This is a genomic window from Domibacillus sp. A3M-37 (genome assembly GCF_024213455.1).
GTDB lineage: Bacteria > Bacillota > Bacilli > Bacillales > Domibacillaceae > Domibacillus > Domibacillus tundrae.
The window spans coordinates 454,081-479,964 of sequence record NZ_JANAVL010000002.1; the positions used below are offsets into that span (position 1 = coordinate 454,081).

The 25,884-nt window shown below is 44.7% G+C and carries 20 protein-coding genes; all 20 read left to right on the top strand.

Features of this window, described 5'->3' with window-relative positions:
* Positions 1-46: 46 nt before the first annotated feature.
* The 20 genes from NLX67_RS06450 to NLX67_RS06545 all read left to right on the top strand — a co-directional run bounded on the left by NLX67_RS06450 (position 47) and on the right by NLX67_RS06545 (position 25,866).
* Positions 47-4,360, top strand: a complete 4,314-nt coding sequence (locus NLX67_RS06450; RefSeq protein ID WP_254310761.1) for a PolC-type DNA polymerase III — start codon at positions 47-49, stop codon at positions 4,358-4,360.
* A gap of 148 nt (positions 4,361-4,508) precedes the next feature.
* Positions 4,509-4,982: a ribosome maturation factor RimP gene (rimP, locus tag NLX67_RS06455; RefSeq protein WP_046179207.1), complete on the top strand. Its 474-nt coding sequence runs from the start codon at positions 4,509-4,511 to the stop codon at positions 4,980-4,982.
* A gap of 42 nt (positions 4,983-5,024) precedes the next feature.
* A complete protein-coding gene (gene nusA, locus NLX67_RS06460; protein ID WP_046179208.1) occupies positions 5,025-6,167 on the top strand; it encodes a transcription termination factor NusA in 1,143 nt (380 codons plus the stop codon).
* Between the two features lie 14 nt (positions 6,168-6,181).
* Entirely contained in the window at positions 6,182-6,457 is a 276-nt protein-coding gene (gene rnpM / locus NLX67_RS06465) for an RNase P modulator RnpM (protein WP_046179209.1), read from the top strand.
* 1 nt (position 6,458) lies between these two features.
* Complete coding sequence (locus tag NLX67_RS06470; protein WP_254310762.1) at positions 6,459-6,767, top strand: YlxQ family RNA-binding protein; 309 nt, start codon at positions 6,459-6,461, stop codon at positions 6,765-6,767.
* A gap of 37 nt (positions 6,768-6,804) precedes the next feature.
* Positions 6,805-8,805: a translation initiation factor IF-2 gene (gene infB / locus NLX67_RS06475; protein ID WP_305882022.1), complete on the top strand. Its 2,001-nt coding sequence runs from the start codon at positions 6,805-6,807 to the stop codon at positions 8,803-8,805.
* Positions 8,806-8,829: 24 nt separating this feature from the next.
* Positions 8,830-9,180 (top strand): 30S ribosome-binding factor RbfA, encoded by a 351-nt coding sequence (rbfA, locus tag NLX67_RS06480; protein WP_046179212.1) that lies wholly within the window; start codon positions 8,830-8,832, stop codon positions 9,178-9,180.
* 83 nt (positions 9,181-9,263) lie between these two features.
* The gene (gene truB / locus NLX67_RS06485) at positions 9,264-10,157 is read left to right on the top strand and encodes a tRNA pseudouridine(55) synthase TruB (protein WP_046179213.1); all 894 of its coding nucleotides are present in this window, start codon (positions 9,264-9,266) and stop codon (positions 10,155-10,157) included.
* 21 nt (positions 10,158-10,178) lie between these two features.
* Positions 10,179-11,141 (top strand): bifunctional riboflavin kinase/FAD synthetase, encoded by a 963-nt coding sequence (ribF, locus tag NLX67_RS06490; RefSeq protein WP_046179214.1) that lies wholly within the window; start codon positions 10,179-10,181, stop codon positions 11,139-11,141.
* 109 nt (positions 11,142-11,250) lie between these two features.
* Positions 11,251-11,520: a 30S ribosomal protein S15 gene (gene rpsO, locus NLX67_RS06495; protein ID WP_018392393.1), complete on the top strand. Its 270-nt coding sequence runs from the start codon at positions 11,251-11,253 to the stop codon at positions 11,518-11,520.
* An 88-nt stretch (positions 11,521-11,608) separates the two neighbouring features.
* On the top strand, positions 11,609-13,732 hold the full coding sequence (gene pnp / locus NLX67_RS06500) for a polyribonucleotide nucleotidyltransferase (protein ID WP_254310763.1): 2,124 nt from the start codon (positions 11,609-11,611) through the stop codon (positions 13,730-13,732).
* Positions 13,733-14,287: 555 nt separating this feature from the next.
* A complete protein-coding gene (locus NLX67_RS06505; RefSeq protein ID WP_046179329.1) occupies positions 14,288-15,529 on the top strand; it encodes a M16 family metallopeptidase in 1,242 nt (413 codons plus the stop codon).
* Between the two features lie 103 nt (positions 15,530-15,632).
* Positions 15,633-16,505 carry a dipicolinate synthase subunit DpsA gene (gene dpsA, locus NLX67_RS06510; RefSeq protein WP_254310764.1) on the top strand — a complete coding sequence of 291 codons (873 nt, stop codon included), beginning with the start codon at positions 15,633-15,635 and terminating at the stop codon, positions 16,503-16,505.
* Between the two features lie 3 nt (positions 16,506-16,508).
* Positions 16,509-17,114 carry a dipicolinate synthase subunit B gene (locus NLX67_RS06515; protein WP_254310765.1) on the top strand — a complete coding sequence of 202 codons (606 nt, stop codon included), beginning with the start codon at positions 16,509-16,511 and terminating at the stop codon, positions 17,112-17,114.
* A 169-nt stretch (positions 17,115-17,283) separates the two neighbouring features.
* Positions 17,284-18,336: an aspartate-semialdehyde dehydrogenase gene (gene asd / locus NLX67_RS06520; RefSeq protein ID WP_254310766.1), complete on the top strand. Its 1,053-nt coding sequence runs from the start codon at positions 17,284-17,286 to the stop codon at positions 18,334-18,336.
* A 41-nt stretch (positions 18,337-18,377) separates the two neighbouring features.
* Positions 18,378-19,574, top strand: a complete 1,197-nt coding sequence (dapG, locus tag NLX67_RS06525; RefSeq protein WP_046179219.1) for an aspartate kinase — start codon at positions 18,378-18,380, stop codon at positions 19,572-19,574.
* 54 nt (positions 19,575-19,628) lie between these two features.
* Complete coding sequence (gene dapA / locus NLX67_RS06530; protein WP_046179220.1) at positions 19,629-20,495, top strand: 4-hydroxy-tetrahydrodipicolinate synthase; 867 nt, start codon at positions 19,629-19,631, stop codon at positions 20,493-20,495.
* 329 nt (positions 20,496-20,824) lie between these two features.
* The gene (locus NLX67_RS06535; RefSeq protein ID WP_254310767.1) at positions 20,825-22,492 is read left to right on the top strand and encodes a ribonuclease J; all 1,668 of its coding nucleotides are present in this window, start codon (positions 20,825-20,827) and stop codon (positions 22,490-22,492) included.
* Between the two features lie 102 nt (positions 22,493-22,594).
* Positions 22,595-24,877 (top strand): FtsK/SpoIIIE family DNA translocase, encoded by a 2,283-nt coding sequence (locus NLX67_RS06540; protein ID WP_046179223.1) that lies wholly within the window; start codon positions 22,595-22,597, stop codon positions 24,875-24,877.
* Between the two features lie 263 nt (positions 24,878-25,140).
* Positions 25,141-25,866, top strand: a complete 726-nt coding sequence (locus NLX67_RS06545) for a GntR family transcriptional regulator (protein WP_046179224.1) — start codon at positions 25,141-25,143, stop codon at positions 25,864-25,866.
* Positions 25,867-25,884: the final 18 nt, after the last annotated feature.

Sequence of the window (25,884 nt, forward strand, 5' to 3'; positions counted from 1 at the left end):
GACCGGCCTGTGCCGCTCATCCTTTTCTGTGTAAGGGGGAAACCAAATGAATGGAGATGCATCAAGCGGCCGAAGCCGGTTTTTGATTTTGCTTGACCAGCTTCGGTTGACAGAAGATGAGATAGTTCGCCATTTTGACCAAATTGAAATAAAAAAACTGACTGTATTAAAGCAGGAAAAAAAGTGGCACTTCGTTTTTTCAGCGCCGGCACTGATCCCATGTAATGTACTAATGCGATTTGCCGACGCGCTGACCGGCACTTTTTCAGCATTTGCATCGGTTACATTCTCAATTGAAATAGAGGACCGTGTTTGTACACCTGATCACATTACTGACTACTGGCAATATTGCGTCCGTCAGCTTGATGGAATCGCTCCGCCGCTTTTAGCTGCTTTAAATGAACAAAAGCCGGGTGTATCTGGAACAAAGCTGGTTATCCGCACTCAAAATGAAATGGAAGGAATGGCGCTGAAAAATAAATACGGCCGCCGCCTTTGTGATATATATGAAAGCGTAGGCTTTCCGCCACTTACATTTGACGTGCAAGTGTCAGAAAACACGCAAAACGAAGAATATGAAAAGTTTTTGGAAGAAAAACGGAAAGAAGACGCTGAACGAGCCCGGCAGGCAGTTATGGATATGCAAAACCGTGCGAAAGAACAAGATGCTGCTTCAGAAGATTCCGGTCCTGTCACAATTGGCTACACGATCAAGCAGGATGCAGAATTCAAAAAGCTTGAAGAAATTATCGATGAAGAACGTCGCATTGCGTCAGAAGGATACATTTTTGATGCGGAAACGAAAGAGTTGCGCAGCGGCCGGACGTTGCTTACATTTAAGATTACCGATTACACTGATTCCTTAATGGTGAAAATGTTTTCTCGCGATAAAGAGGATGCGGCGATATTTAACCGAGTGAAAAAAGGCATGTGGGTACGCGTCCGAGGTTCTGTTCAAAATGATACGTTCGTCCGCGACCTTGTTATGATTGCCAACGATATTAATGAAATTCGGCCGCCCATGCGGGAAGATATGTCTAAAGAAAAGCGGGTGGAGCTGCACCTTCATTCGCCAATGAGCCAAATGGACGCAGTGTCATCTGTGAGCGCACTAGTTGGACAGGCTAAAAAGTGGGGGCATTCAGCAATCGCTATTACCGATCATGCTATTGCCCAATCGTTTCCGGAAGCATACAGCGCCGGCAAGAAAAACGGCGTGAAAATTTTGTACGGCATGGAAGCAAACCTTGTTGATGACGGTGTTCCGATTGCTTATGAAGATGCGGATCGGGAACTGGCAACAGATACATATGTTGTCTTTGACGTCGAGACGACTGGTCTTTCTGCGGTGTATGACACGATTATTGAGCTGGCCGCGGTAAAAATTAAAGACGGCGACATCATTGATCGGTTTGAACGATTTGCCAATCCGCATCACCCACTTTCTGCTACAACGATCGAATTGACGGGTATTACCGATGATATGGTGAAAGACGCGCCAGATGTAGACGTGGCGCTCCGGGACTTTAAAGAGTGGGCCGGCGATGCGATATTGGTTGCTCATAACGCGTCATTTGATATGGGCTTTATTCAAACAGGCTATGATAAATATGGCATCGGTCGAACATCGAGTCCGGTCATTGATACACTTGAACTGGCACGGCTTATTTATCCGGATATGAAAAATCATCGACTGAATACATTGGCGAAAAAGTTCGATGTTGAATTAACGCAGCATCACCGGGCGATTTACGATGCGGAAGCGACCGGCTATATTTTGCTGAAGCTATTAAAAGATGCTGATGAAAAAGGCATTAAAAAGCATAACGAGTTTAATAATTATATGGGAGAAGGCGGCGCCTATAAACGGGCTCGTCCCTATCATTGCACAATTCTTGCGCAAAACGCAGAAGGGTTAAAAAACTTATTTAAGCTCGTTTCACTGTCACATATTAATTACTTTTACCGTGTGCCGCGCATCCCGCGTTCTGTATTGCAAAAACACAGGGACGGTCTTTTAATCGGCTCAGGCTGCAACAAAGGTGAAGTGTTCGAAGCAATGATGCAAAAAGGAATGGACGAAGCGCGCAGGGCGGCTGAGTTTTATGATTACCTTGAAGTGCAGCCGAAAGCCGTTTATGCCCCGTTAATTGAAATGGAACTTGTCCGCGACGAAGCAGGACTTGAAGACATCATTCAAAATATTTTAACGGTCGGTGAAGAACAAAATAAACTCGTTGTTGCGACCGGTAATGTTCATTATTTAAATGAAGAAGACAAAGTGTACCGCCATATTTTAATTTCTTCTATGGGCGGAGCGAATCCATTAAACAGGCAGACACTCCCGGACGTTCACTTCCGGACGACCGATGATATGCTTAATGCTTTTTCTTTTTTAGGAAAAGCAAAAGCGCATGAAATTGTTGTCGCCAACACAAATAAAATCGCCGATATGGTTGAAGACGTAAAACCGATTAAAGATGATCTGTACACGCCGAAAATTGACGGCGCTGACGAAGAAATGCGTGAAATGAGCTATGGCATGGCGCGAAGAATTTATGGAGACGAACTGCCGGAAATTGTTGAAGCGCGGCTTGAAAAAGAATTAAAAAGCATTATCGGTCATGGGTTTGCGGTTATTTACTTGATTTCACACAAACTCGTGAAAAAATCGCTTGATGATGGCTATCTCGTCGGTTCACGTGGTTCCGTCGGCTCGTCTTTTGTCGCAACGATGACGGAAATTACGGAAGTAAATCCACTTCCGCCGCATTATGTTTGCCCAACCTGCAAAAAATCGGAGTTTTTCGATGACGGCTCCGTCGGCTCAGGGTTTGACCTGCCGGATAAAGACTGTCCAGATTGCGGCATTCCATATAAAAAAGACGGCCACGACATCCCATTTGAAACGTTTCTTGGCTTTAAAGGCGATAAAGTACCTGATATTGACTTAAACTTTTCCGGTGAATATCAGCCGCGTGCTCATAACTACACAAAGGAACTATTTGGAGAAGAGTACGTGTTCAGAGCAGGGACAATCGGTACGGTGGCAGAAAAAACGGCGTACGGGTATGTGAAAAAGTATGCAGAAGAATATACGAAGCAGTATCGGAGTGCGGAAGTAGACCGGCTTGTATCCGGCTGTACCGGTGTTAAGCGGACGACAGGCCAGCATCCAGGGGGTATTATCGTTGTTCCGGACTATATGGACATCTTTGATTTTTCGCCGATTCAGTATCCGGCTGATTCCGATAAATCAGAATGGAAAACAACGCATTTTGACTTCCATTCAATTCACGATAATTTGCTGAAGCTTGATATTCTCGGCCACGACGATCCGACTGTGATTCGCATGCTCCAAGATTTATCGGGTATTGATCCAAAAACGATTCCAACCGATGATCCGGAAGTGATGAAAATTTTCAGCGGAACCAAATCACTTGGTGTAACCGAAGAGCAAATTATGTGTAAAACGGGTACGCTTGGGATCCCTGAGTTTGGCACAAGATTTGTCCGGCAAATGCTTGAAGAAACGAAACCAACAACCTTTTCCGAGCTTGTGCAAATTTCCGGTCTTTCCCATGGCACGGATGTCTGGCTGGGCAATGCGCAGGAGCTTATTCAAAAAGGGATTTGCCAGCTGTCTGACGTGATTGGCTGTCGGGATGATATTATGGTTTACTTAATTTATCAGGGACTTGACCCCGCTTTTGCGTTTAAAATTATGGAATCCGTTCGTAAAGGAAAAGGGCTCTCTGATGAAATGGAAGAAGAAATGCGCAAAAATGAAGTGCCGGAATGGTATATTGATTCTTGTAAAAAAATCAAATACATGTTCCCGAAAGCGCATGCTGCTGCATATGTGCTCATGGCCGTTCGTATTGCTTATTTTAAAGTGCACTTGCCGCTCCTTTATTATGCCGCTTACTTTACCGTTCGGGCAGAGGATTTTGATATAGATGTGATGTCTAAAGGATCATCAGCGATCAAAGCGCTGCTGCAGGAAATTAATGCAAAAGGTCTTGATGCGTCGCCGAAAGAGAAAAACTTGATGACCGTTCTTGAATTGGCGCTTGAAATGGTAGAACGGGGCTTTACGTTTAAAAAAGTCGACCTGTACCGCTCAAGTGCAGACGAATTTGTTATTGACGGAAATTCACTCATTCCTCCATTTAATGCGCTGCCTGGACTTGGAACAAATGCGGCAAAAAATATTGTGGCATCACGGGCAAATGGTGAGTTTTTATCAAAAGAAGATTTGCAGCAGCGAGGTAAAGTATCTAAAACGATTATGGAGTATTTGGATAAGATGGGCTGTTTGGATGCATTGCCTGATCAAAATCAGTTGTCGTTATTTTGATGCGCGTTTGCAAAAAGGACCTATTTATGGTATCCTTGAAGATGGAAATTGCATGATAACTCTCTTCGAAAGAGTGGGCCGCCCCCACTCTTTCGTGTTTGTTGCGGGGATGTTCCGAAACAAATTCTTTCATGCGGGAGGATAAAAAATGAGTAAAATCATCGAAACGGTAGAACAAATCACCGTACCAATCATTGAAGAATTAAACCTTGAACTAGTGGAAGTAGAGTATGTAAAAGAGGGTAAAAACTGGTTTTTGCGTCTGTACATTGACAAAGAAAATGGCATCGAAATTGAAGAATGTGCGGTTGTAAGTGAGCGGGTAAGTGAACAGCTTGATGCACTCGATCCGGATCCGATTCCGCACAACTATTTTCTTGAAGTATCTTCACCGGGCGCGGAACGGCCATTAAAAAAACAGCAGGATTTTGAACGAGCTGTCGGCAAGCATGTCAATATTAAGCTTTATGAGCCGATCGACGGGGAAAAAACATATGAAGGAACGCTTCTTTCGTTTGTTGAAGATGAATTGACCGTGGAGTACATGATCAAAACACGTAAAAAACAAATTTCGGTCCCGCTTTTAAAAGTGGCAAAAGCGCGTCTTGCTGTCACATTTTAAAGAAATTTAATAAGATATGGATGTAAGGAGGCTTTTTAGCCAATGAGTTCAGAACTATATGATGCGCTTCTTTATCTTGAAAAAGAAAAAGGCATCGAGCGCAGTTTATTAATCGAAGCAATTGAAGCCGCACTTGTCTCAGCATATAAACGCAACTTTAACCAAGCGCAAAACGTACGGGTAGAGTTGAATTTAGAGGGCGGTTCCATGCGTGTATTTGCCCGTAAAGAAGTTGTAGACGAAGTGTTTGACTTCCGTTTGGAAATTGCTTTGGCTGATGCGGTACAAGTTAATCCTGCTTACGAAATCGGTGATGTTGTTGAAATGGAAGTAACGCCGAAAGATTTCGGCCGCATTGCTGCCCAAGCAGCCAAGCAGGTTGTCACGCAGCGTGTTCGTGAAGCAGAACGGGGCATTATTTATTCAGAATTTATCGATCGTGAAGAAGATATTATGACCGGCATCGTACAGCGCCAGGATGCCCGCTTTATTTATGTGAGTCTTGGCAAAATTGAAGCGCTTTTGCCACAGGCGGAGCAAATGGCGAATGAAACGTACAAACCGCATGATCGAATAAAAGTATTTATTACAAAAGTGGAACGGACGACAAAAGGGCCTCAAATTTATGTATCCCGTACACATCCCGGTCTTTTAAAACGCTTGTTTGAAATCGAAGTACCGGAAATTTTTGATGGTACAGTTGAAATTCGGTCCGTTTCCCGTGAAGCGGGCGATCGTTCTAAAATCTCTGTGCATGCCCAAAGTTCCGAAGTCGATCCAATCGGCGCATGTGTCGGCCCGAAAGGAAACCGGGTTCAGGCGATTGTGAATGAACTGAAAGGCGAAAAAATCGACATCGTTGAATGGTCGGACGATCCGGTAATTTTTGTAGCCAATGCTCTAAGTCCGGCAAAAGTCATTGAAGTAAATGTTGATGAAGAAAATAAAGCAACAAAGGTGGTTGTACCGGACTATCAATTGTCGCTTGCGATTGGTAAACGCGGTCAAAATGCCCGCCTTGCCGCAAAATTAACCGGCTGGAAAATCGATATTAAGAGCGAAACAGACGCCCGTGCGGCAGGGATTTATCCGAGCGGAAACAGCGTCATTCAAGAAGAGGATGAAGCCTCGCCGGCTGATGGTAATGATAACCTTGAAGATTTCTTTTCAGAAGAAATCGAATAAGGAGGCGCATCGCGATGCCAGTACCTAAAAAGGTCCCACTCAGAAAATGTGCGGCAACAGGTGAAATGAAGCCTAAAAAAGAGATGATCCGCATCGTTCGTTCAAAAGAAGGCGATGTATCCGTAGACCCGACCGGCAAAAAATCGGGACGCGGCACATACGTTTCCAAAACGAAAGAAGCGGTTGAAGCGGCAAAAAAGAAAAATGTGCTTGCGCGACAGCTTAGCGCGGATATACCGCCATCGATTTATGATGAGCTGCTTGATCTTGTCATGAAAGGCAGCAGCTAACATGGGGGCGCATCCATGGGCATCTTTTCTCGGTCTTGCAAACCGGGCCGGAAAGCTCATTACCGGTGAAGAAATGGCCGTAAAAGAAATTCAGCGCGGCAACGCAAAGCTGGTTTTATTATCAGAAGATGCATCACGCAATACAGAAAAGAAAATAACGGATAAGGCGGCTTTTTACAAAGTACCGGTTTGTCGTGTGGAAAACCGTGAAGTGCTCGGACAGGCCATTGGCAAAGAAGCGCGCGTTGTGGTGGCCGTGACAGACGCCGGTTTTGCTAAAAAGCTCAAAACGCTTATCGATGGGGAATGACAGTTGAAAACTGTTATGACAAGGAGGCTGTTCAAATTTGAATAACAAACCGAATAATCAACAATCTACTACTAATAAGCCGGCAGGAAACCGTGGACCGGCAAAACCAAAACCGACAGGCTCTAAGCCAGGACAACAAAAACAAGGACAAGGCGGCAGCGCTGCTCGCGGTGGCTCAAAACCGGGTTCACGCGGCATTAATGGTGGACCACGTGGAAAAGGACGTTCAGGGCAGCGTAAAGGTGCTCCAAAACAACCGATTCCAGTGAAAAAGAAAGAAATACCAGAAAAAATTGTCTTCTCGGGTTCTTTGACAGTAACAGAGCTGGCAAAGAAAATGAATGTTGAACCATCCGAAGTTATTAAAAAATTGTTTATGCTCGGCGTGATGGCTACTATAAACCAAGAGCTTGACAAAGATGCCATTGAACTTGTGGCAGGCGAGTTTAACGTAGAAGTTGAAGAAGAAATTTTAATCGACAAAGCAGATCTTGAAACGTATTTCGAAGATGAAGATACGGATGAAAATGCCATTGAACGTCCAGCAGTTGTAACGATTATGGGTCACGTTGATCACGGAAAAACGACACTTCTTGACTCAATTCGCAACACAAAAGTGACAGAAGGCGAAGCAGGCGGTATCACGCAGCATATCGGGGCTTACCAAGCAGAAACGAACGGCAAGAAAATCACGTTCCTTGATACACCAGGCCACGCCGCTTTTACAACAATGCGTGCGCGCGGAGCAAAAATAACAGATATTACAATTCTAGTTGTTGCAGCGGATGATGGTGTAATGCCGCAAACCGTTGAAGCGATCAATCACGCGAAAGCAGCCGAAGTTCCAATTATTGTGGCAGTGAATAAAATTGATAAGCCGGCAGCGAATGCGGATCGTGTCATGCAGGAATTGACTGAGCATGGACTTGTACCGGAAGCATGGGGCGGCGAAACGATTTTTGTACCGCTTTCAGCTAAACATGGAGAAGGAATCGATACGTTGCTTGAAATGATTCTTCTCGTCGCTGAAGTAGAAGAATTAAAAGCCGATCCGAAACGAAAAGCGATGGGCACGGTTATTGAAGCTGAGCTTGACAAAGGCCGTGGCTCTGTTGCAACACTGCTCGTTCAAAACGGTACGTTGAATGTTGGCGACCCAATCGTAGTCGGGAACAAGTTTGGCCGGGTCCGTGCGATGGTTAATGACATCGGCCGCCGTGTAAAAACAGCAGGTCCATCTACGCCGGTTGAAATTACTGGATTAAATGATGTACCGCTTGCTGGTGATCGTTTTGTCGTGTTTGAGGATGAAAAAACGGCACGCCAAATCGGTGAATCTCGTGCACAAGAGGCGCTTCAGGCGCAGCGGAGCGAAAAAACGAAAGTCAGTCTCGATAATTTGTTTGAACATATGAAACAAGGTGAAATGAAAGACTTGAACATTGTTTTAAAAGCAGATGTACAAGGTTCGGTTGAAGCGGTAGCATCTGCTCTCCAAAAAATTGAAGTAGAAGGCGTCAATGTTAAAATCATTCATACAGGTGCCGGTGCAATTACGGAATCTGACATTATTTTAGCATCTGCTTCAAATGCGATTGTGATTGGCTTTAACGTGCGTCCGGATGTGAATGCGAAGCGTACAGCGGAAGTCGAAAAAGTGGAAGTCCGTCTGCACCGGATCATTTACAAGGTCATCGAAGAAATTGAAGCAGCGATGAAAGGAATGCTTGATCCTGAGTTTGAAGAAAAAATTATCGGGCAGGCAGAAATACGCCAGACATTTAAAGTGTCTAAAATCGGTACAATTGCGGGAAGCTATGTAACAGAAGGCAAAATTACACGTGATTCAGGCGTTCGCTTGATCCGTGACGGCATCGTTATTTTCGAAGGCGAAGTCGATGCGCTAAAACGCTTTAAAGATGATGCAAAAGAAGTAGCGCAAGGTTATGAGTGCGGAATTACCATTCGTGGTTTCAATGATGTTAAAGAAGGCGATATTATTGAAGCGTTCATCGAACAGGAAATCGAGCGCAAGTAACCTTCACCTGAAGGAGTGAAAAGTATGTCGATGCGTTCAAATCGTGTGGCAGAACAAATGAAAAAAGAATTGACGGAAATTTTAAGCCGTAAAGTGAAAGATCCACGCATTGGATTTTTAACGGTAACGGATGTAGAAGTAACCGGTGATTTGCAGCAGGCAACCGTGTATATTACGGTGCTTGGCGGCGAAGAAGAACGGGAAGGTACGTTAAAAGCATTGGCAAAAGCAAAAGGGTTCATCCGCTCAGAGCTTGGCCAGCGTATCCGTCTTCGGAAAACACCAGAGCTTATGTTTGAATTTGATGAATCGGTTGCGTACGGGAATAAAATTGATACGCTTCTAAGAGAACTTAAAGATTCAGACCCGTCGTAATAAAAAAGGCGCCTGGAGAAGCGGCGGAGTTATTTCGCTGCTTCGACGGGCGCTTTTTTTCATGAAAAAAGGAGTGAATCATTATGAATGGCATTTTACCGCTTTGGAAAGAAAAAGGCATGACATCGCACGATTGCGTGTTTAAAGCCCGCAAAATTCTTAAAACGAAAAAAGTTGGCCATACGGGCACACTTGACCCAGATGTAGAAGGCGTGCTGCCGCTCTGCATTGGAAAAGCAACTCGGCTTGCCGAATACATTACCGATAGTGGCAAAACCTACGAAGCGGAAGTGACAATTGGGACATCCACCGAAACAGAAGATGCATCGGGCACTGTAGTGGAATCTAAAAAAATTGATTCCCCACTTACTGAAATGGAACTCACGCCAGTTCTTCAACAGCTCACAGGCGACATTGAACAAACACCACCGATGTATTCAGCTGTTAAAGTGAACGGCAAGCGTTTATATGAGTATGCACGTGCTGGTGAAGCGGTAGAGCGTCCTGCGCGGATTGTTTCCATTTATAGTATCGAACAAATCAGTCCGATTGAACAGGATGAAAAAAATGCCCGCTTTTCGATTCGGATCGTTTGCGGAAAAGGGACATATATTCGAACATTGGCTGTGATGATTGGTGAAAAGCTTGGCTATCCGGCCCACATGTCCCGCCTTGTCCGAACACATTCGGGCGGATTTGGACAAGAGGACTGTGTCACGTTATCAGCGCTTGCCGAATGCGCGCCTGAAGAGGTATTGAAGCCGGTTGAAATCGCTGTTTCTCATTTGCCGAAGTGGCATGTAAATGATACAGTAGCAGTAATGATAAAAAACGGAGCAGTACTGCCGGTACCTGCCCAATGGCCGTCTGGGGAAGCGGAAGCTGCTGTTTATTTACATGGTGAGCTTTTGGCGATTTACCGGCTTCATCCAGAAAAAACAGGGAAAATCAAGCCGGTTAAAGTAATGCCACAATGATAGAGAGATAGGTGTGAAGAGATGGATGTTATCATGCTGCGCCATCCGCATAGGCGCGAAAAAGAGGATTTTAAACCGATGGCGCTTGCGCTCGGATTTTTTGATGGCGTACATAAAGGCCATCAGCAAGTGATCGCTGCAGCGAAAAAAATGGCAGATCAACATGGCTGGAAAAGTGCTGTCATGACATTCGACCCACATCCATCTGTCGTTCTCGGCAGAAAGCACCGGCATATCCGCCATATTACGCCGCTCGAAGAAAAAAAGCAGCTCATTGAAGAGCTCGGTATCGATTATCTGTTTATCGTCCGATTTACATCTGATTTTGCAGCGCTTGAACCGCAGCAATTCGTCGATGAATACATGATCGGCCTGAACGTTAAACATGTGACTGCTGGCTTTGATTATACATATGGCAGGCTTGGCAAAGGAACGATGGAAACGTTAATGTTTCATTCGCGTGGCGAGTTTACGTTTACATCGGTTGAGAAGCTGGAATTTGAAAAAGAAAAAGTCAGTTCGACAAAAGTAAGAGAGCTATTGGCAGAAGGTCTCGTCCGCGATGCATCTGATTTGCTTGGCCGGCCTTACCGTATGCATGGTACGGTTATTCATGGAGATAAGCGTGGGCGGAAAATGGGTTTCCCAACTGCAAATATTGAACCGGATGATGATTATTTTTTGCCGCTGACCGGTGTATACGCAGTGAAAATTCGCGTGCAGAATAAGTGGCACGAAGGGGTTTGCAATGTCGGGTATCGGCCGACGTTTAAAAGTCCGGACAAGCCGGTTTTATCAATTGAAGTGCATATTTTTCACTACACTGGAGACATTTATGGTGAAGAAGTGGAAGTGGACTGGTTTATCAGGCTGCGTGGTGAACAAAAATTCAATGGAATTGAAGAACTCGCTGCTCAAATTGAACGGGATAAAGAAGCGTCAATCCAATTCTTCGACAGCAAACGCCTTGACGAAAAAGCATAAGTTTCGTATAATATACAGTGCTTGACATTTTGAACCGCTGCTTGGCATTGCGATTCTCCAACGCGTGCTCGGCTGACGGGGATGAACCATTATAAAGGAGGAATTACAAATGGCATTATCACAAGAACGCAAGAACGAACTAATTCAGGAGTACAGAACACACGAAAGCGACACTGGGTCTCCAGAAGTGCAAATCGCTGTATTGACTGAACAAATCAACACGTTGAATGACCACTTACGTACGCATAAAAAAGACCACCATTCACGTCGCGGTCTATTGAAAATGGTCGGCCGCCGCCGTAACTTGCTTTCATACCTTCGTAACAAGGATGTAGCTCGTTACCGCGAGTTGATCCAAAAACTCGGTTTGCGCCGATAATTCACGATAAAGCGGGATTTTTCCCGCTTTTTTGTTAGGGAAAAAACGTTTTTTAAATAACTTTTGAAATAAAGAGAGGTGCAACCAAATGGAGCAGGGAAAACAAACATTTTCCATCGACTGGGCAGGGCGCGAACTGACTGTTGAAGTTGGGCAAATCGCGAAGCAGGCCAATGGTTCAGCGCTTATTCGCTATGGCGAGACCGTTGTATTAAGTGCTGCAACAGCTTCAAAAGAACCAAAAGCAGTGGATTTCTTTCCATTAACGGTAAACTATGAAGAGCGTCTTTACGCTGCCGGTAAAATTCCAGGCGGATTTATTAAACGGGAAGGACGCCCAAGTGAAAAAGCGACGCTGGCAAGCCGGTTAATTGACCGTCCAATCCGTCCCCTTTTTCCAGATGGTTTCCGCAACGAAATTCAAGTGATCAGCATGGTCATGAGTGTAGATCAAAACTGTTCATCAGAAATGGCGGCGATGTTTGGTTCTTCATTGGCTTTGTCTGTATCAGACATCCCATTTGACGGTCCAATTGCAGGTGTAAACGTCGGCCGCATTAACGGTGAATTTATTATTAACCCGAATGTAGAACAACTGGAAAAAAGTGATATTGATCTAACGGTTGCCGGTACAAAAGAAGCAATCAATATGGTTGAAGCCGGAGCAGATGAAGTGCCGGAAGACATCATGCTTGAAGCGATTATGTTCGGACACGAAGAGATCAAGCGGTTAATCGCGTTCCAGGAAGAAATTGTCGCAGCGTTTGGAAAAGAAAAACGTGAAGTGACTCTTTATGAGAATGACAAGGTACTTGAAGCGAAAATTCGCTCTATGTGCGAGGCAGATATGAAACAAGCGATTCAAACCGCTGAAAAACATGCACGTGAAGAAGCGATTACAGAAGTGAAAAAAGCGGTGAAGGATGCACTTGAGTCAGAAGGCGAAAGTGAATCAATCGGAGAAGCGTCTGCTATTCTTGAAAAAATCGTCAAAGAAGAGGTCCGCCGGTTAATTACCGTTGAAAAAATTCGTCCGGACGGCCGGAAAATTGATGAAATTCGTCCACTTGCGTCTGAAACAACACTGCTTCCGCGCACGCACGGATCAGCTATGTTTACACGCGGGCAGACACAAGTGCTCAGCATCGCAACACTGGGTGCATTAAGGGACGTTCAAATTTTGGACGGTCTAGGAACAGAAGAATCAAAACGGTTTATGCATCATTATAATTTCCCTTCATTCAGTGTGGGAGAAACACGTCCTCTTCGCGCACCAGGCCGCCGTGAAATCGGGCACGGGGCACTAGGGGAACGTGCACTTTATCCAATCATTCCAGATGAAAAAGACTTCCCTTACACGATTCGTCTTGTATCTGAAGTGCTTGAATCAAATGGATCATCGTCACAGGCAAGTATTTGTGCAAGTACAATGGCGATGATGGATGCCGGTGTACCGATTAAAGCACCAGTTGCTGGTATTGCAATGGGTCTTGTTAAATCCGGGGAGCATTATACAGTGCTATCTGATATTCAAGGAATGGAAGATCACCTTGGCGATATGGACTTTAAAGTGGCTGGTACGGCTAAAGGTGTAACCGCCTTGCAAATGGATATTAAAATTGACGGCTTAAGCCGCCAAATTTTAGAAGAAGCCCTGCAGCAGGCGAAAGAAGGCAGAATGCACATTTTAGAGCATATGCTGTCTGTCATTAATACACCGCGCAATGAATTGTCGGCTTACGCGCCGAAAATTATGACAATGACAATTAATCCGGATAAAATCCGTGATGTTATTGGACCGAGCGGCAAACAAATTAATAAAATCATCGAAGAAACGGGCGTTAAAATCGACATTGAACAAGATGGAACGGTCTTTATTTCATCGATTAATCAAGAAGATAACGAACGTGCGAAGAAAATTATTGAAGACATCGTTCGTGAAGTGCAAGTGGGCGAACTTTACATGGGCAAAGTAAAACGAATTGAAAAGTTTGGCGCATTCGTTGAATTGTTCAAAGGAAAAGACGGTCTCGTTCACATTTCTGAACTCTCGGAAGAACGTGTCGGCAAAGTGGAAGATGTATTGAAAATAGGCGACGAATTCCTTGTGAAAGTCATTGCCATTGACAATCAAGGCCGTGTGAACGTATCTAGAAAAGCGGTTTTAAAAGAACAACGTGAAAAAGAAGAAGCGGCTAAACAGCAGCAATAAGAAAAGCAAAAGGTGCTGTTTATCAGCGACAAGCATAAGATAAGGACTGGCGGGGGCGCTTTTTGCCTCCAGAAGGACTTGGCTTATGATCTCGAGCTGATGGTGCCTGGAGCTGGACACCCTTGAAAATATATACTTTCTTATCTTTCAAAAGCGGAGACTCCATTCAGAGTCACCGCTTTTTTTATATTATAAGAAAGTATATCTACGTCTAGCTCCAGCATCCTAGCGCCTCGTGTACTTCGCATTCCTCCTGGCGATAAATCAACATCGAATCGCGGGTCCACAGGATGTGGATCACGAAGGCGTTGCGACGATCCGGATGATCTAGTCGGGCGAATGCCACAGGACATGGCAGCTTTGAAGCGCGGCGGCATGATGCCGCGTTCCTAGCCTTTGATCTTCTTTATCTCGAGCGGAGCGCTCCAGTCCATGCGGCGCTAAACAGGGCGCTTGCGCTTTTGTTCTAGCATTCAAAAGCGAAATGTGGTATTGTTATTCATTGATATTATACCGCTGTCAAGAAGAAACAGAAATTAGGGGGACATGATTACGTTGATAAAACGATTTACATGCAAAAATGGTGTGACCATTGTAACGGAAGAAATGTCGACTGTTCGCTCAGCCGCAATCGGGATCTGGATCGCGACAGGCTCACGCGACGAGTCGCCGGAATTAAATGGTGTGTCACATTTTCTTGAACATATGTTTTTTAAAGGCACGGATACATTAAGCGCGAAAGAAATTGCTGAAAGCTTTGACAGTATTGGCGGGCAAGTAAATGCCTTTACATCAAAAGAATATACATGTTACTATGCAAAAGTGCTTGATAATCATGCAGATCATGCGTTAAATGTGCTTGCGGATATGTTTTTTCATTCGAAATTTGACAGTGAGGAGCTTGAAAAAGAGCGGAATGTCATTTTAGAAGAAATCAAAATGTACGAAGATGCTCCGGATGATATCGTCCACGATTTGCTCAGCAGCGCCGCGTATGGCAGCCATCCGCTCGGATTGCCAATTTTAGGAACAGAAAAGACATTGTCTTCATTTACGCGAGATACGCTTAAAGACTACATGTATAACATGTACACGCCGGATCGGGTCGTTATTTCCATCGCCGGAAATATTACCGAAGATATTGTCAAGAAAGCAGAAGCTTTGTTTGGCGAATATAAAGGCGGCAAAGCAACGATTATGGAATCCGTTTCTGATTTTTACTATGACAAAAAATCACGCTCAAAAGAAACAGAACAAGCGCATTTGTGCCTCGGTTATGAAGGCATTTCTATTGGGGATAAAGACATTTACAATTTAATTGTGATGAACAATATTATTGGCGGAAGCATGTCGAGCCGTCTTTTCCAGGAAGTTCGTGAGGAGCGGGGTCTTGCGTATTCGGTCTATTCCTATCATTCTTCTTACAAAGATACTGGCCTCATTACGTTTTATGGCGGTACAGGTGCTGAACAATTGGATGAATTATACGCGACCATCATTGAATCGATCGATCTTGTGAAGGCGGAAGGTATCACGCAAAAAGAACTTCATAACAGCAAAGAGCAGCTAAAAGGCAGCTTGATGCTCAGCTTAGAGAGTACAAACAGTCGTATGAGCCGCAACGGGAAAAATGAGTTACTCTTAAAGCGCCACCGTACATTGGATGAAGTGGTGTCACTCATTGACAATGTAACAAAAGAACGTGTGGATGAACTGGCAAAAAAATTGTTTGATAAACCGTTCTCGGCATCGCTTATTAGCCCGGACGGCAAGTGGCCAAAAACAGCTGCAATTTGAATCCGCTTTTTAGCGGATTCTTTTTTTTGCCGAAATCAGAACGCACAGCGGATATTGTAATTCATACAATAAAAAGAATAGGCCGCAATTGGAGGAGATGAATGTGAACGCATTGATTTTTGGCGGGGATGCTAGGCAGATTGAAGTGGGCCGCATATTAATGGAGCGCGGCATCCACGTATATATGGCCGGATTTGATCAAGCAGAAAACGAATTGATGGGTGCACAAGTCATCAAAAATGAAGACCTGTCTTATGAATCGATGGATCTGTTTATTTTACCAGTATCTGGTGTGAAAAAAGGTGGAGATGTGGATGCTCCATTCTCGACAAGTCCACTTTTTATGACGAAAGAAATAGCGGAATCATTATCAGAAGATTGTATCATAATTAGTGGAATTGCTACTCCAGCCTTAAAAAACATTGTGCAGCGCGATGTTCTTTACATTTTTGACAGAGAAGATGCAGCGATCTTAAATTCGATCCCGACGGCTGAAGGGGCGCTGATGATTGCGATGCAAAAAACAGATCACACCATCCATGGCGCTAACGTTATGGTCATAGGTTTTGGCCGCGTCGGCACGACAACCGCCCGTTTATTTCATCAAGTCGGTGCCCGCGTTACTACAGCAGTAAGAGAGACGGGCATATTTGCAAGAGCAAAAGAAATGAACATTTACCCTTTTTATATGGCAAGCCTGATAGACCAAATCGAATATGCTGACGTGGTCATCAATACAGTACCAGCTTTGGTCCTGACAGAAGATATTCTGGCTCGAATGAATCCAGCGTCTATTATTATCGATCTTGCCTCTGAGCCGGGTGGAACAGATTTTGAAGCAGCTGAAAAAGCGGGCATTCAAGTGATTCATGCGCTTAGTCTGCCAGGCAAAATAGCACCAAAAACAGCTGGAGAAATACTGGGGCATGTGCTGATAGATGCTGTGAAAGAATGGAAAAATGAAAGGGGATTGTAAAGCGTGGATCAACTTTTAAAAGGACGGCGGATCGGATTTGGCTTGACGGGCTCACATTGTACATTTGAGGAAATCGTGCCAATCGTGGCGAAATTAAAAGAGTTAGGTGCTGATGTCGTTCCGGTTGCGACATATACGGCCCAAAAAGAAGCGAGCCGGTTTGGATCAGCTGGGGCATGGCTGAATAAAGTAGAAGAAGTGGCGGGCCGGAAAGCTATTTCTACGATTCAAGATGCAGAACCGCTTGGACCCAAAATACCCGTTGATTGCATGGTGATTGCGCCCATGACCGGAAACTCGATCAGTAAATTGGCCAATGCGGCAACAGACTCACCTGTGTTAATGGCTGCGAAAGCAACGCTTCGTAACGGGAGCCCTGTCGTTTTGGCCATTTCAACAAATGATGCACTGGGATTAAACAGCCAAAATGTTGTGAAGCTATTAAATATGAAAAATATTTATTTTGTTCCATTTGGCCAGGATGACCCATATAAAAAACCAAATTCTCTTGTCGCCATCATGGATTTGATTCCTGCAACGGTTTCAAAGGCGCTTTTGCATCAACAAATTCAGCCGCTTTTAAAAGAATATCCCGATATCAATCAATAAATGACTGCTTTTTTTGCCTGCAATTGATTTTCTTCTTTTCAACGCACTTTATTGTGTTAAAATAATGCTATTATCAGTATCAAGATACTTTTTTCAACATTCACTTTTATTCAACACTGTATCTGTATACAAAAAGATGAACTTTTTATTCTGGAAGGGGAAGATTTACATGAGTAACAAAGGTTTTCACGTAGCCGTCGTCGGTGCGACGGGAGCGGTCGGACAGCAAATGCTAAAAACATTGGAAGAGCGCAATTTCCTGATTAAGACGTTGACGCTTCTTTCATCCGCCCGTTCAGCGGGAAAAACCGTTTCTTTTAGAGGCGAGGATGTAACAATTCAAGAAGCAAAGCCGGAAAGCTTTGAAGGCATTGACATTGCATTGTTTTCGGCGGGTGGAAGTGTATCTGAAGCGCTCGCACCAGAAGCGGCGAAACGCGGTGCTGTCGTCATTGATAATACTAGCGCATTCCGTATGCATCCAGATGTGCCACTTGTAGTGCCCGAAGTGAATAAAGAAGATTTGCGCAATCATAACGGCATCATCGCCAATCCAAATTGTTCAACGATTCAAATGCTTGTGGCGCTTGAGCCGATCCGTCAGGCTTACGGCCTGAAAAAAGTAATCGTTTCTACCTACCAGGCAGTATCGGGTGCAGGAGCTAAAGCAGTTGAAGAACTTTACAGACAAACAAAAGCAATTGTAAATAATGAGCCTTTCGAACCGCAAATTTTGCCGGTTGGCAGCGATAAAAAGCATTATCAAATTGCATTTAATGCAATTCCGCAAATTGATAAATTTCAGGACAACGGCTTCACATATGAAGAAATGAAAATGATTAATGAAACGAAAAAAATTATGCATATGGAAGACCTTTCGGTAGCGGCAACGTGTGTTCGTCTGCCAGTTGCGACAGGTCATTCTGAATCTCTTTACATTGAAACAGAAAAAGGCGGCTTGACAGCAGCCGACATTCAAGGATTGCTAAAAGATGCACCAGGTGTTGTGCTTCAAGATAATCCATCTGAACAAATTTATCCGATGCCGGCAGATTGCGTCGGCAAAAATGATACATTTGTCGGACGGATCCGTAAAGATCTTGATACAGATAATGGTTTCCATATGTGGGTTGTTTCTGATAATCTGTTAAAGGGAGCAGCTTGGAATTCTGTGCAGATCGCTGAAACGTTAATCGAGATGGGGATTGTCACAGAAAAATAAGCCGGCTGCCACCTCCTAATCGAGAAAGCCAGGTGTAAAGTGTGAACATTATCGTTCAAAAATTCGGCGGCACCTCTGTACGTGATGAACAGTCACGGCTGAGCGCGCTGGTTCATGTACAGCGCGCAGTCCGCGAAGGATATAAAGTCGTTGTTGTGGTCTCTGCAATGGGGCGAAAAGGCGATCCGTATGCGACGGATACGCTTCTTTCGCTTGCCGGAAGCGGAGGCGGCATGCTGACGAAACGAGAAACCGATTTGCTCATGTCAACGGGCGAGCTTATTTCCAGCCTCGTTTTTTCGGCTATGCTGAAAGAAAACGGTTTGTCGTCTGTCGCATTGACAGGCGGTCAAGCCGGTTTTGTCACAGATCATGATCATATGAACGCCAAAATTGTCGAAATAGAACCTGCCAGATTGCTCAAGGAATTTGAAGCCTGTGACGTCGTTGTCGTTGCAGGATTTCAAGGTGCATCTAAAGCAGGCGAGGTGACGACGCTGGGGCGGGGCGGCAGCGATACGTCGGCGGCTGCGCTCGGTGCGGCGCTGCAGGCAGATTTTATCGATATCTTCACAGATGTAAACGGCATTATGACGGCAGATCCGCGGATTGCTCAAAATGCGCGGCCATTATCCGTTGTCACGTATACAGAAGTATGCAATATGGCGTACCAAGGAGCGAAAGTGATTCATCCGCGTGCAGTTGAAATTGCGATGCAGGCGAAAGTGCCGCTGCGCATTCGGTCTACGTATTCAGATGAAACCGGCACGCTTGTAACGTCTTCACCGGATGAAAATCGAGGATCTGATACGCGGGATCGGCTCGTAACGGGCATTGCCCATGTGACCGGCATCACACGTGTGAGAGTGCAGACAGGGGAACAAGCGCATATTTTTCAATTGATGGCGGCGGAAGGGATCAGTGTTGACTTTATTAATATTTCTGAAGATCGTGTTACATACACGATTGCTGATTCCGATGTTCCAAAAGCGAAACAATGTTTAGAAGAAAGCGGTTATACACCGATTATTGACCCGGAGTGTGCAAAGGTATCGGTTGTTGGAGCCGGCATGACGGGTGTGCCAGGAGTTACATCAAAAATTGTTTCGGCGCTGGCCGCCCAGGGAATTAATATTATGCAGTCGGCTGACAGTCATACGACGATCTGGGTTCTTGTGAAAGAAGAACAGATGCCGGCTGCTGTTAATGCACTGCACGATACATTTTTACTTCAATAAATAAACGAATAGGCTGAATAGATTTAGGAAGCCGGAATTAGGAGACGATTGCATATGATTTCTTTCGGCCGGTTATCGACGGCAATGGTGACGCCGTTTGACTCAAAAGGAAATATTGATTTCGACAAAACAACTCAACTGATTGAACATTTAATTCAAAGCGGTACGGACTCGCTCGTCGTAGCAGGCACGACCGGCGAATCACCGACCCTTACAGCTGAAGAAAAAATCGCGCTTTTCCGTCATACTGTAAAAGTGGTAAATGGCCGCATTCCAGTCATTGCCGGCACAGGAAGCAATAACACAAGGGCGTCAATTGAACTGTCCAAAAAAGCGGAGGCAGAAGGCGTAGACGCGATTATGCTTGTTGCCCCGTATTACAATAAGCCGAGCCAGGAAGGGTTATTTCAGCACTTTAAAATCATTGCGGAATCAACAAAACTTCCAGTGATGATTTATAACATTCCAGGCAGGACTTCCGTTTTAATTGATCCAAAAACGACGATCCGCCTGGCGAATGAAGTACCGAATATTATGGCGACGAAAGAAGCAAGCGGCAGTATAGACATCATTACGGAAATCATTGCAAATACCGAAGATGACTTTCTCGTATACAGCGGTGATGATGGCCTGACACTGCCTATTCTTTCCATCGGAGGAACGGGTATTGTTTCAGTGGCGTCTCATGTGGCAGGCAATGAAATGAAAGAAATGGTGAACGCCTTTTTAATTGGCGATGTACAGACGGCTGCATCTATTCATCAACGCCTTCTTCCGCTTTTCCGAGGGCTGTTTGCTGCACCAAACCCGGTGCCGGTTAAAACGGCGCTTCAGATGAAAGGATTGGATGTCGGCGGCGTCCGCTTGCCGCTCATTCCATTAACAGAAGATGAACGGACCATATTGTCTACACTGCTTTAAAAGAAAGCCGGTTTTGCAGACTTACTGCAAAAACCGGCCTTTCTTATTTTGAGACAGTATCCAGCTCCAAGCGCCTTCAAGGCCCGCACGATGCGGGTCACAAAAGCGTTGCAACGATGCGGATGATGAATGCCATAGGACGTGGCAGATTTGAAGCGCGGCGGCACAATGACGAGTCTTTAGCTTTTTTATTCCTTGGCTTATGCTTGTCGCCGATAAACGGGCGCATTGCGCTTTTCTGAAAGATAGTATTGGCTTTCATTTTCTCCATCGCTTATAATAGACGTAATGTGTGGATCGGGTTTCTTAAATGTTTAGGAGGAAATAATGTGAGCAAGAGAACAAACGAGTTAATTAAAATCATTCCGCTCGGTGGAGTTGGAGAAATCGGGAAAAACATGATAGTAGTGGAAGTGGATCAAGATATTTTCGTGATCGATTCCGGTCTCATGTTTCCTGAGAACGAAATGCTTGGCATTGACATTGTCATTCCGGATATAACGTACTTGGAGGAAAACAAAGAACGGGTAAAAGGTATTTTCCTTACACACGGTCATGAAGACGCACTTGGATCGCTCGGATATGTACTGAAAAAAGTGCAGGCACCTGTGTATGGAACGAAACTGACGCTGGCACTTGCGAAAATGCGCCTGCGTGAAGAAAACGTGAAAGAAGACGTGAAATTTTACAATGTTCACTCAGAGTCAAAACTGCGATTTGATCATGCGGACGTGACATTTTTCCGGACGACGCACAGCATTCCAGATTCAGTCGGCGTAGCGATTCATACGTCAGAAGGCGCGATTGTGCATACCGGTGAATTTAAATTTGATCAAAGTGCGAAAGGTCATTATGCACCCGACATCAGTAAAATGGCGGCCCTTGGCAAAAATGGCGTCTTCGCATTGCTTTCTGATTCTACAGAAGCAGAGCGTCCGGGTTATACGACGTCAGAAGCGGTCATCGCTTCACAATTGTCTGATGCGTTTCACTCTGCCAATGGGCGGATTATCGTATCGCTGTTTGCGTCCAATTTGATTCGGATGCAGCAAGTATTTGATGCAGCTTATGAAAATGGCCGTAAAGTAGCCGTAAGCGGAAAAAGCATTCAGCGTGTCAATGACATTGCGATCCGCCTTGGCTATTTGCATGTAGAAGAAGATATTTTAATTAATTTAAATGAAATCAGCAAACATGCGGACCATGAAGTAGTTATTTTAGCAACTGGCGTGCAAGGTGAGCCGATCGAAGCACTTCAAAAAATGGCGAAAGGAACAAATCGCCATGTGAAGATTAAAGAAGGTGATACGGTGCTGATTACAGCGACTCCTTCAGCCGGTTTGGAAATTCTTATGGCGAAAACTGTCAACTTGCTTTACCGTGCCGGTGCGAATGTGTTAACAGGCAGCCGTCGTGTCCACGTTTCGGGACATGGGTCGCAGGAAGACTTGAAATTTATGCTGAACTTAATGAAACCAACTTATTTTATCCCGGTTCAAGGCGAATACCGCATGCTGAAAGCCCATAAAAAGCTTGCCCAAATGACAGGTGTTCCAGAAGAAAACATTTATATTCCGGAAAAAGGCGATGTTATTGAATTTAAAAACGGGCAAATGCGTCCGGCTGGCCGTGTCACAGCGGGTAATGTGCTCATTGATGGAATCGGTGTTGGAGATGTTGGGAATATCGTTCTGCGTGACCGGAAGCTGTTGTCGCAAGATGGGATTTTCACCGTGGTTATCACGTTAAGCAAAAAACAAAAGAAAATTGTAGCAGGACCAGAAATTATTTCACGGGGCTTTGTTTACATGCGAGAGTCGGAAAAACTCATTGACGATTCTGTCAAGCTTGTGGCAAGCATTGTCGAAAAAAATCTGGCGGGTGAAACATTCGAATGGTCAGGCATTAAACAAGATATTCGTGATCAGCTTAATTCGTTTCTGCATGAAAAAACAAAACGCCGTCCGATGATCCTGCCGATCATTATGGAAGTATAAACGCTCGTATGTTCCCATGTGTCGATACATGATATAATGTGAAAGCAGCCAGTACTGGCTGCTTTCAATTGTTTAAAGATCATAAAGGTTAGGGTGAACGACGTGGCACAAAAAAAACGAAAACAACCGGTCCGGCGCCGGACAAATAAAGAAAAAAAACGAATCGACTCGCTGAAAATTCAAGGAGCTGGGGCACTTTTGCTCGCTCTTAGTGCGATCGGTCTTGTCGGTACTGGAGCAGCGGGGGAAATCATAAAAGGAGCGGCTTCTTTTTTCTTTGGCACCCTTTATGTGATTGGTCTGCTCGGACTTGCTGGCATGGCGCTTTATATGATCGTTAAAAGAGAGCAGCCGCCTATTTGGAAACACAAGATAGCCGGACTACTATTTATTATTGCGAGTCTGCTTGTGTTTCTGCATATCCGGTTATTTGTTAATCCGTCAGAAGGAACGAATTACACTGCTGAAACGTGGCTGCTTTATAAAGGAAGCATTTCAGGTATTCAGGATGCAGACGTTGGAGGCGGAATGATTGGCGGGTCGTTGTTTCACTTGTTTTTTTTCCTTTTCGGCCGCCCGGGTACATGGATTTTCATGCTTATGCTGTTTGCTGCAGGCATTGCCCTGATTGGTGGAAAGCCACTTATTGAAAAAGCTGTTCATGCCATGATGTTGTCAGGTGAAAAACTGAACGAATCATGGCAGCAATTAAAAGAACGATGGTCAGAGCGAAAAGAAGAAAAAAAACGAGAGCAGCCTGACAAAGAAAAAACGGCAGCGATGATGGAACCAGCGCCCGATTTTCAAGAAGACGTGATATCACCTGAACCCGTACCTGTCATTTCAAGCTTTGCTGAAAAAGCATATAAAGATGAACCGGCTGCAGCACCGAAAAAAAAGGAAACGGAAGCAGCGAAAGAAACAGAGCCAGCTGTTTTATCCTTTACAGAAGAAGAGAATACAGACTATCAGCTGCCGCCTTCTTCCATTTTACAAAAGCCGCAGCAAGCGGATCAAAGCAATGAAAAAAAACACATTCAAAAAAATGCTCAAAAGCTCGAAAAAACTTTCCAGAGCTTTGGAGTGAAAGCGAAAGTGACACAAATTCACCTTGGACCGGCTGTAACGAAATATGAGGTACTTCCTGATACAGGTGTAAAAGTAAGCAAAATTGTTGGATTGACCGATGACCTCGCGCTGGCATTGGCAGCAAAAGATATTCGTATGGAAGCGCCGATACCGGGAAAATCTGCCATCGGGATTGAAGTGCCGAATGCCGAGGTGGCGATGGTCAGCTTCCGTGAAGTAATTGAAGCAAAACAGAATGAGAAAAAGGAATCGAAGCTGCTGGCAGCGCTCGGGCGTGACATTACCGGCGAAGCAATCTCAGCCGAGCTGAATAAAATGCCGCATTTACTTGTTGCCGGTGCGACCGGAAGCGGAAAAAGTGTGTGTATTAATGGTATTATTACAAGTATTTTAATGCGGGCCAAACCGCATGAAGTCAAAATGATGATGATTGATCCGAAGATGGTGGAGCTAAATGTCTATAACGGTATTCCCCACCTGTTGGCCCCTGTTGTAACCGATCCAAAGAAAGCATCACAGGCATTGAAAAAAGTTGTGGGGGAAATGGAGCGGCGGTATGATTTATTTTCTCATACAGGGACGCGCAACATTGAAGGCTACAATGGACACGTGACAAAACATAATAATGAAACAGGTGAAAAGCAGCCGCATTTGCCGTACATTGTTGTTATTGTGGACGAGCTGGCGGACTTAATGATGGTTGCATCAAGTGACGTGGAAGATTCAATTACACGGCTTGCCCAAATGGCCCGTGCGGCCGGTATCCATTTGATCATTGCGACGCAGCGGCCATCCGTTGATGTCATTACAGGGATCATTAAAGCGAATATTCCGTCGCGTATCGCGTTTTCTGTTTCATCTGCAACAGATTCCCGAACGATTCTTGACATGGGTGGAGCTGAGAAATTGCTTGGCCGTGGAGATATGTTGTTTTATCCTTCGGGGGCTGTAAAACCGGTTCGGGTGCAGGGGGCCTTTTTGTCTGATGAAGAAGTAGAGGACGTCGTTAATTTTGTTATCTCGCAGCAAAAAGCGCAATATCAGGAAGAGATGATTCCAGATGACATTCCAGAAACGACTGGCCAGTCAGAAGATGAACTATATGACGACGCCGTTCAGCTTATTTCAGAAATGCAGACAGCGTCCGTATCGATGCTGCAGCGGCGCTTCCGAATTGGCTATAGCCGGGCAGCACGTTTAATCGATGAGATGGAAATGAAAGGTGTAATTGGTCCATATGAAGGTAGCAAGCCACGGACCGTCCTCATTCCAAAACCATCTGATGAGTCAATGTAAAAAGAACAGCTTCGTGCTGTTCTTTTTTTGGGGAATTTTTTTGCAGCTTGTTCATCTATAGGTAAGCGATTTCAACCATTTTATTGTTTTAGTTGTATAATGATACGGAAAGGAGAATATTTAATTAATTGATTGTTTTTTCGATCAAATATTATCTTTTCAATTATTTAAAAAAATGATATGTTAAATGAAATTAGCGTAAATGTTAAACCTCAGAGGTCTGATGTCTCATACGAATGAAATGAAAAGGTGGTGATGAGTCCATGTCCATAAAGCAGGATAACCGACATTTATACCTACAAGTAATTGACCGGCTGAAAAAAGACATCGAAGAAGGAGTCTACAAAGAAAAAGAAAAGCTTCCTTCTGAATTTGAACTCGCAAAACAGCTCGGTGTGAGTCGCGCGACACTTCGAGAAGCGCTCCGTATACTCGAAGAAGAAAATGTGATAATTAGGCGCCACGGTGTCGGCACTTTTGTACATTCCAAGCCATTATTTATGTCTGGAATTGAACAATTGATCAGTGTCACGGACATGATTGTAAATGCAGGAATGGAACCGGGCACCATCTTTCTTTCGTCCGCTGTGATGCAGGCGACTGAGGAGGATGCACGCCGACTAACGTGTGCGCCGGACGCGGAACTGATGGTCATTGAGCGGGTTCGTACTGCTAACGGAGCACCTGTTGTGTATTGTATTGATAAAATACCAAAAGCGTTATTCCCAGGGCAGTTTGATGCTGGACAGGAGTCGTTGTTCACTTTATTCGATGAACAGGCAGTACACCTCATTTCTCATGCCGTCGCTGATATTAAGCCGTACGGCTGGCATGAAAAAGTGTCACCGATTCTTGAGTGTGAACCCGAAACAGCACTCCTTGCGCTCAAACAGCTTCACTACACGATGGAAGATGTTCCTGTACTATACTCTATGAATTATTTCCGTGCGGACAAGTTCAGCTTTCACGTATTGCGCAGACGTATGTAGGACAAGCATTCACGTTAA

Excerpts from the sequence above, each read along its gene's own strand:
- rpsO (WP_018392393.1), top strand. The coding sequence starts at position 11,251 with ATGGCATTATCACAAGAACGCAAGAACGAACTAATTCAGGAGTACAGA.
- NLX67_RS06545 (WP_046179224.1), top strand. The coding sequence starts at position 25,141 with ATGTCCATAAAGCAGGATAACCGACATTTATACCTACAAGTAATTGAC.
- asd (WP_254310766.1), top strand. The coding sequence starts at position 17,284 with ATGAGTAACAAAGGTTTTCACGTAGCCGTCGTCGGTGCGACGGGAGCG.
- pnp (WP_254310763.1), top strand. The coding sequence starts at position 11,609 with ATGGAGCAGGGAAAACAAACATTTTCCATCGACTGGGCAGGGCGCGAA.
- NLX67_RS06450 (WP_254310761.1), top strand. The coding sequence starts at position 47 with ATGAATGGAGATGCATCAAGCGGCCGAAGCCGGTTTTTGATTTTGCTT.
- NLX67_RS06470 (WP_254310762.1), top strand. The coding sequence starts at position 6,459 with ATGGGGGCGCATCCATGGGCATCTTTTCTCGGTCTTGCAAACCGGGCC.
- rnpM (WP_046179209.1), top strand. The coding sequence starts at position 6,182 with ATGCCAGTACCTAAAAAGGTCCCACTCAGAAAATGTGCGGCAACAGGT.
- dapA (WP_046179220.1), top strand. The coding sequence starts at position 19,629 with ATGATTTCTTTCGGCCGGTTATCGACGGCAATGGTGACGCCGTTTGAC.
- ribF (WP_046179214.1), top strand. The coding sequence starts at position 10,179 with ATGGATGTTATCATGCTGCGCCATCCGCATAGGCGCGAAAAAGAGGAT.
- truB (WP_046179213.1), top strand. The coding sequence starts at position 9,264 with ATGAATGGCATTTTACCGCTTTGGAAAGAAAAAGGCATGACATCGCAC.
- rbfA (WP_046179212.1), top strand. The coding sequence starts at position 8,830 with ATGTCGATGCGTTCAAATCGTGTGGCAGAACAAATGAAAAAAGAATTG.
- nusA (WP_046179208.1), top strand. The coding sequence starts at position 5,025 with ATGAGTTCAGAACTATATGATGCGCTTCTTTATCTTGAAAAAGAAAAA.
- rimP (WP_046179207.1), top strand. The coding sequence starts at position 4,509 with ATGAGTAAAATCATCGAAACGGTAGAACAAATCACCGTACCAATCATT.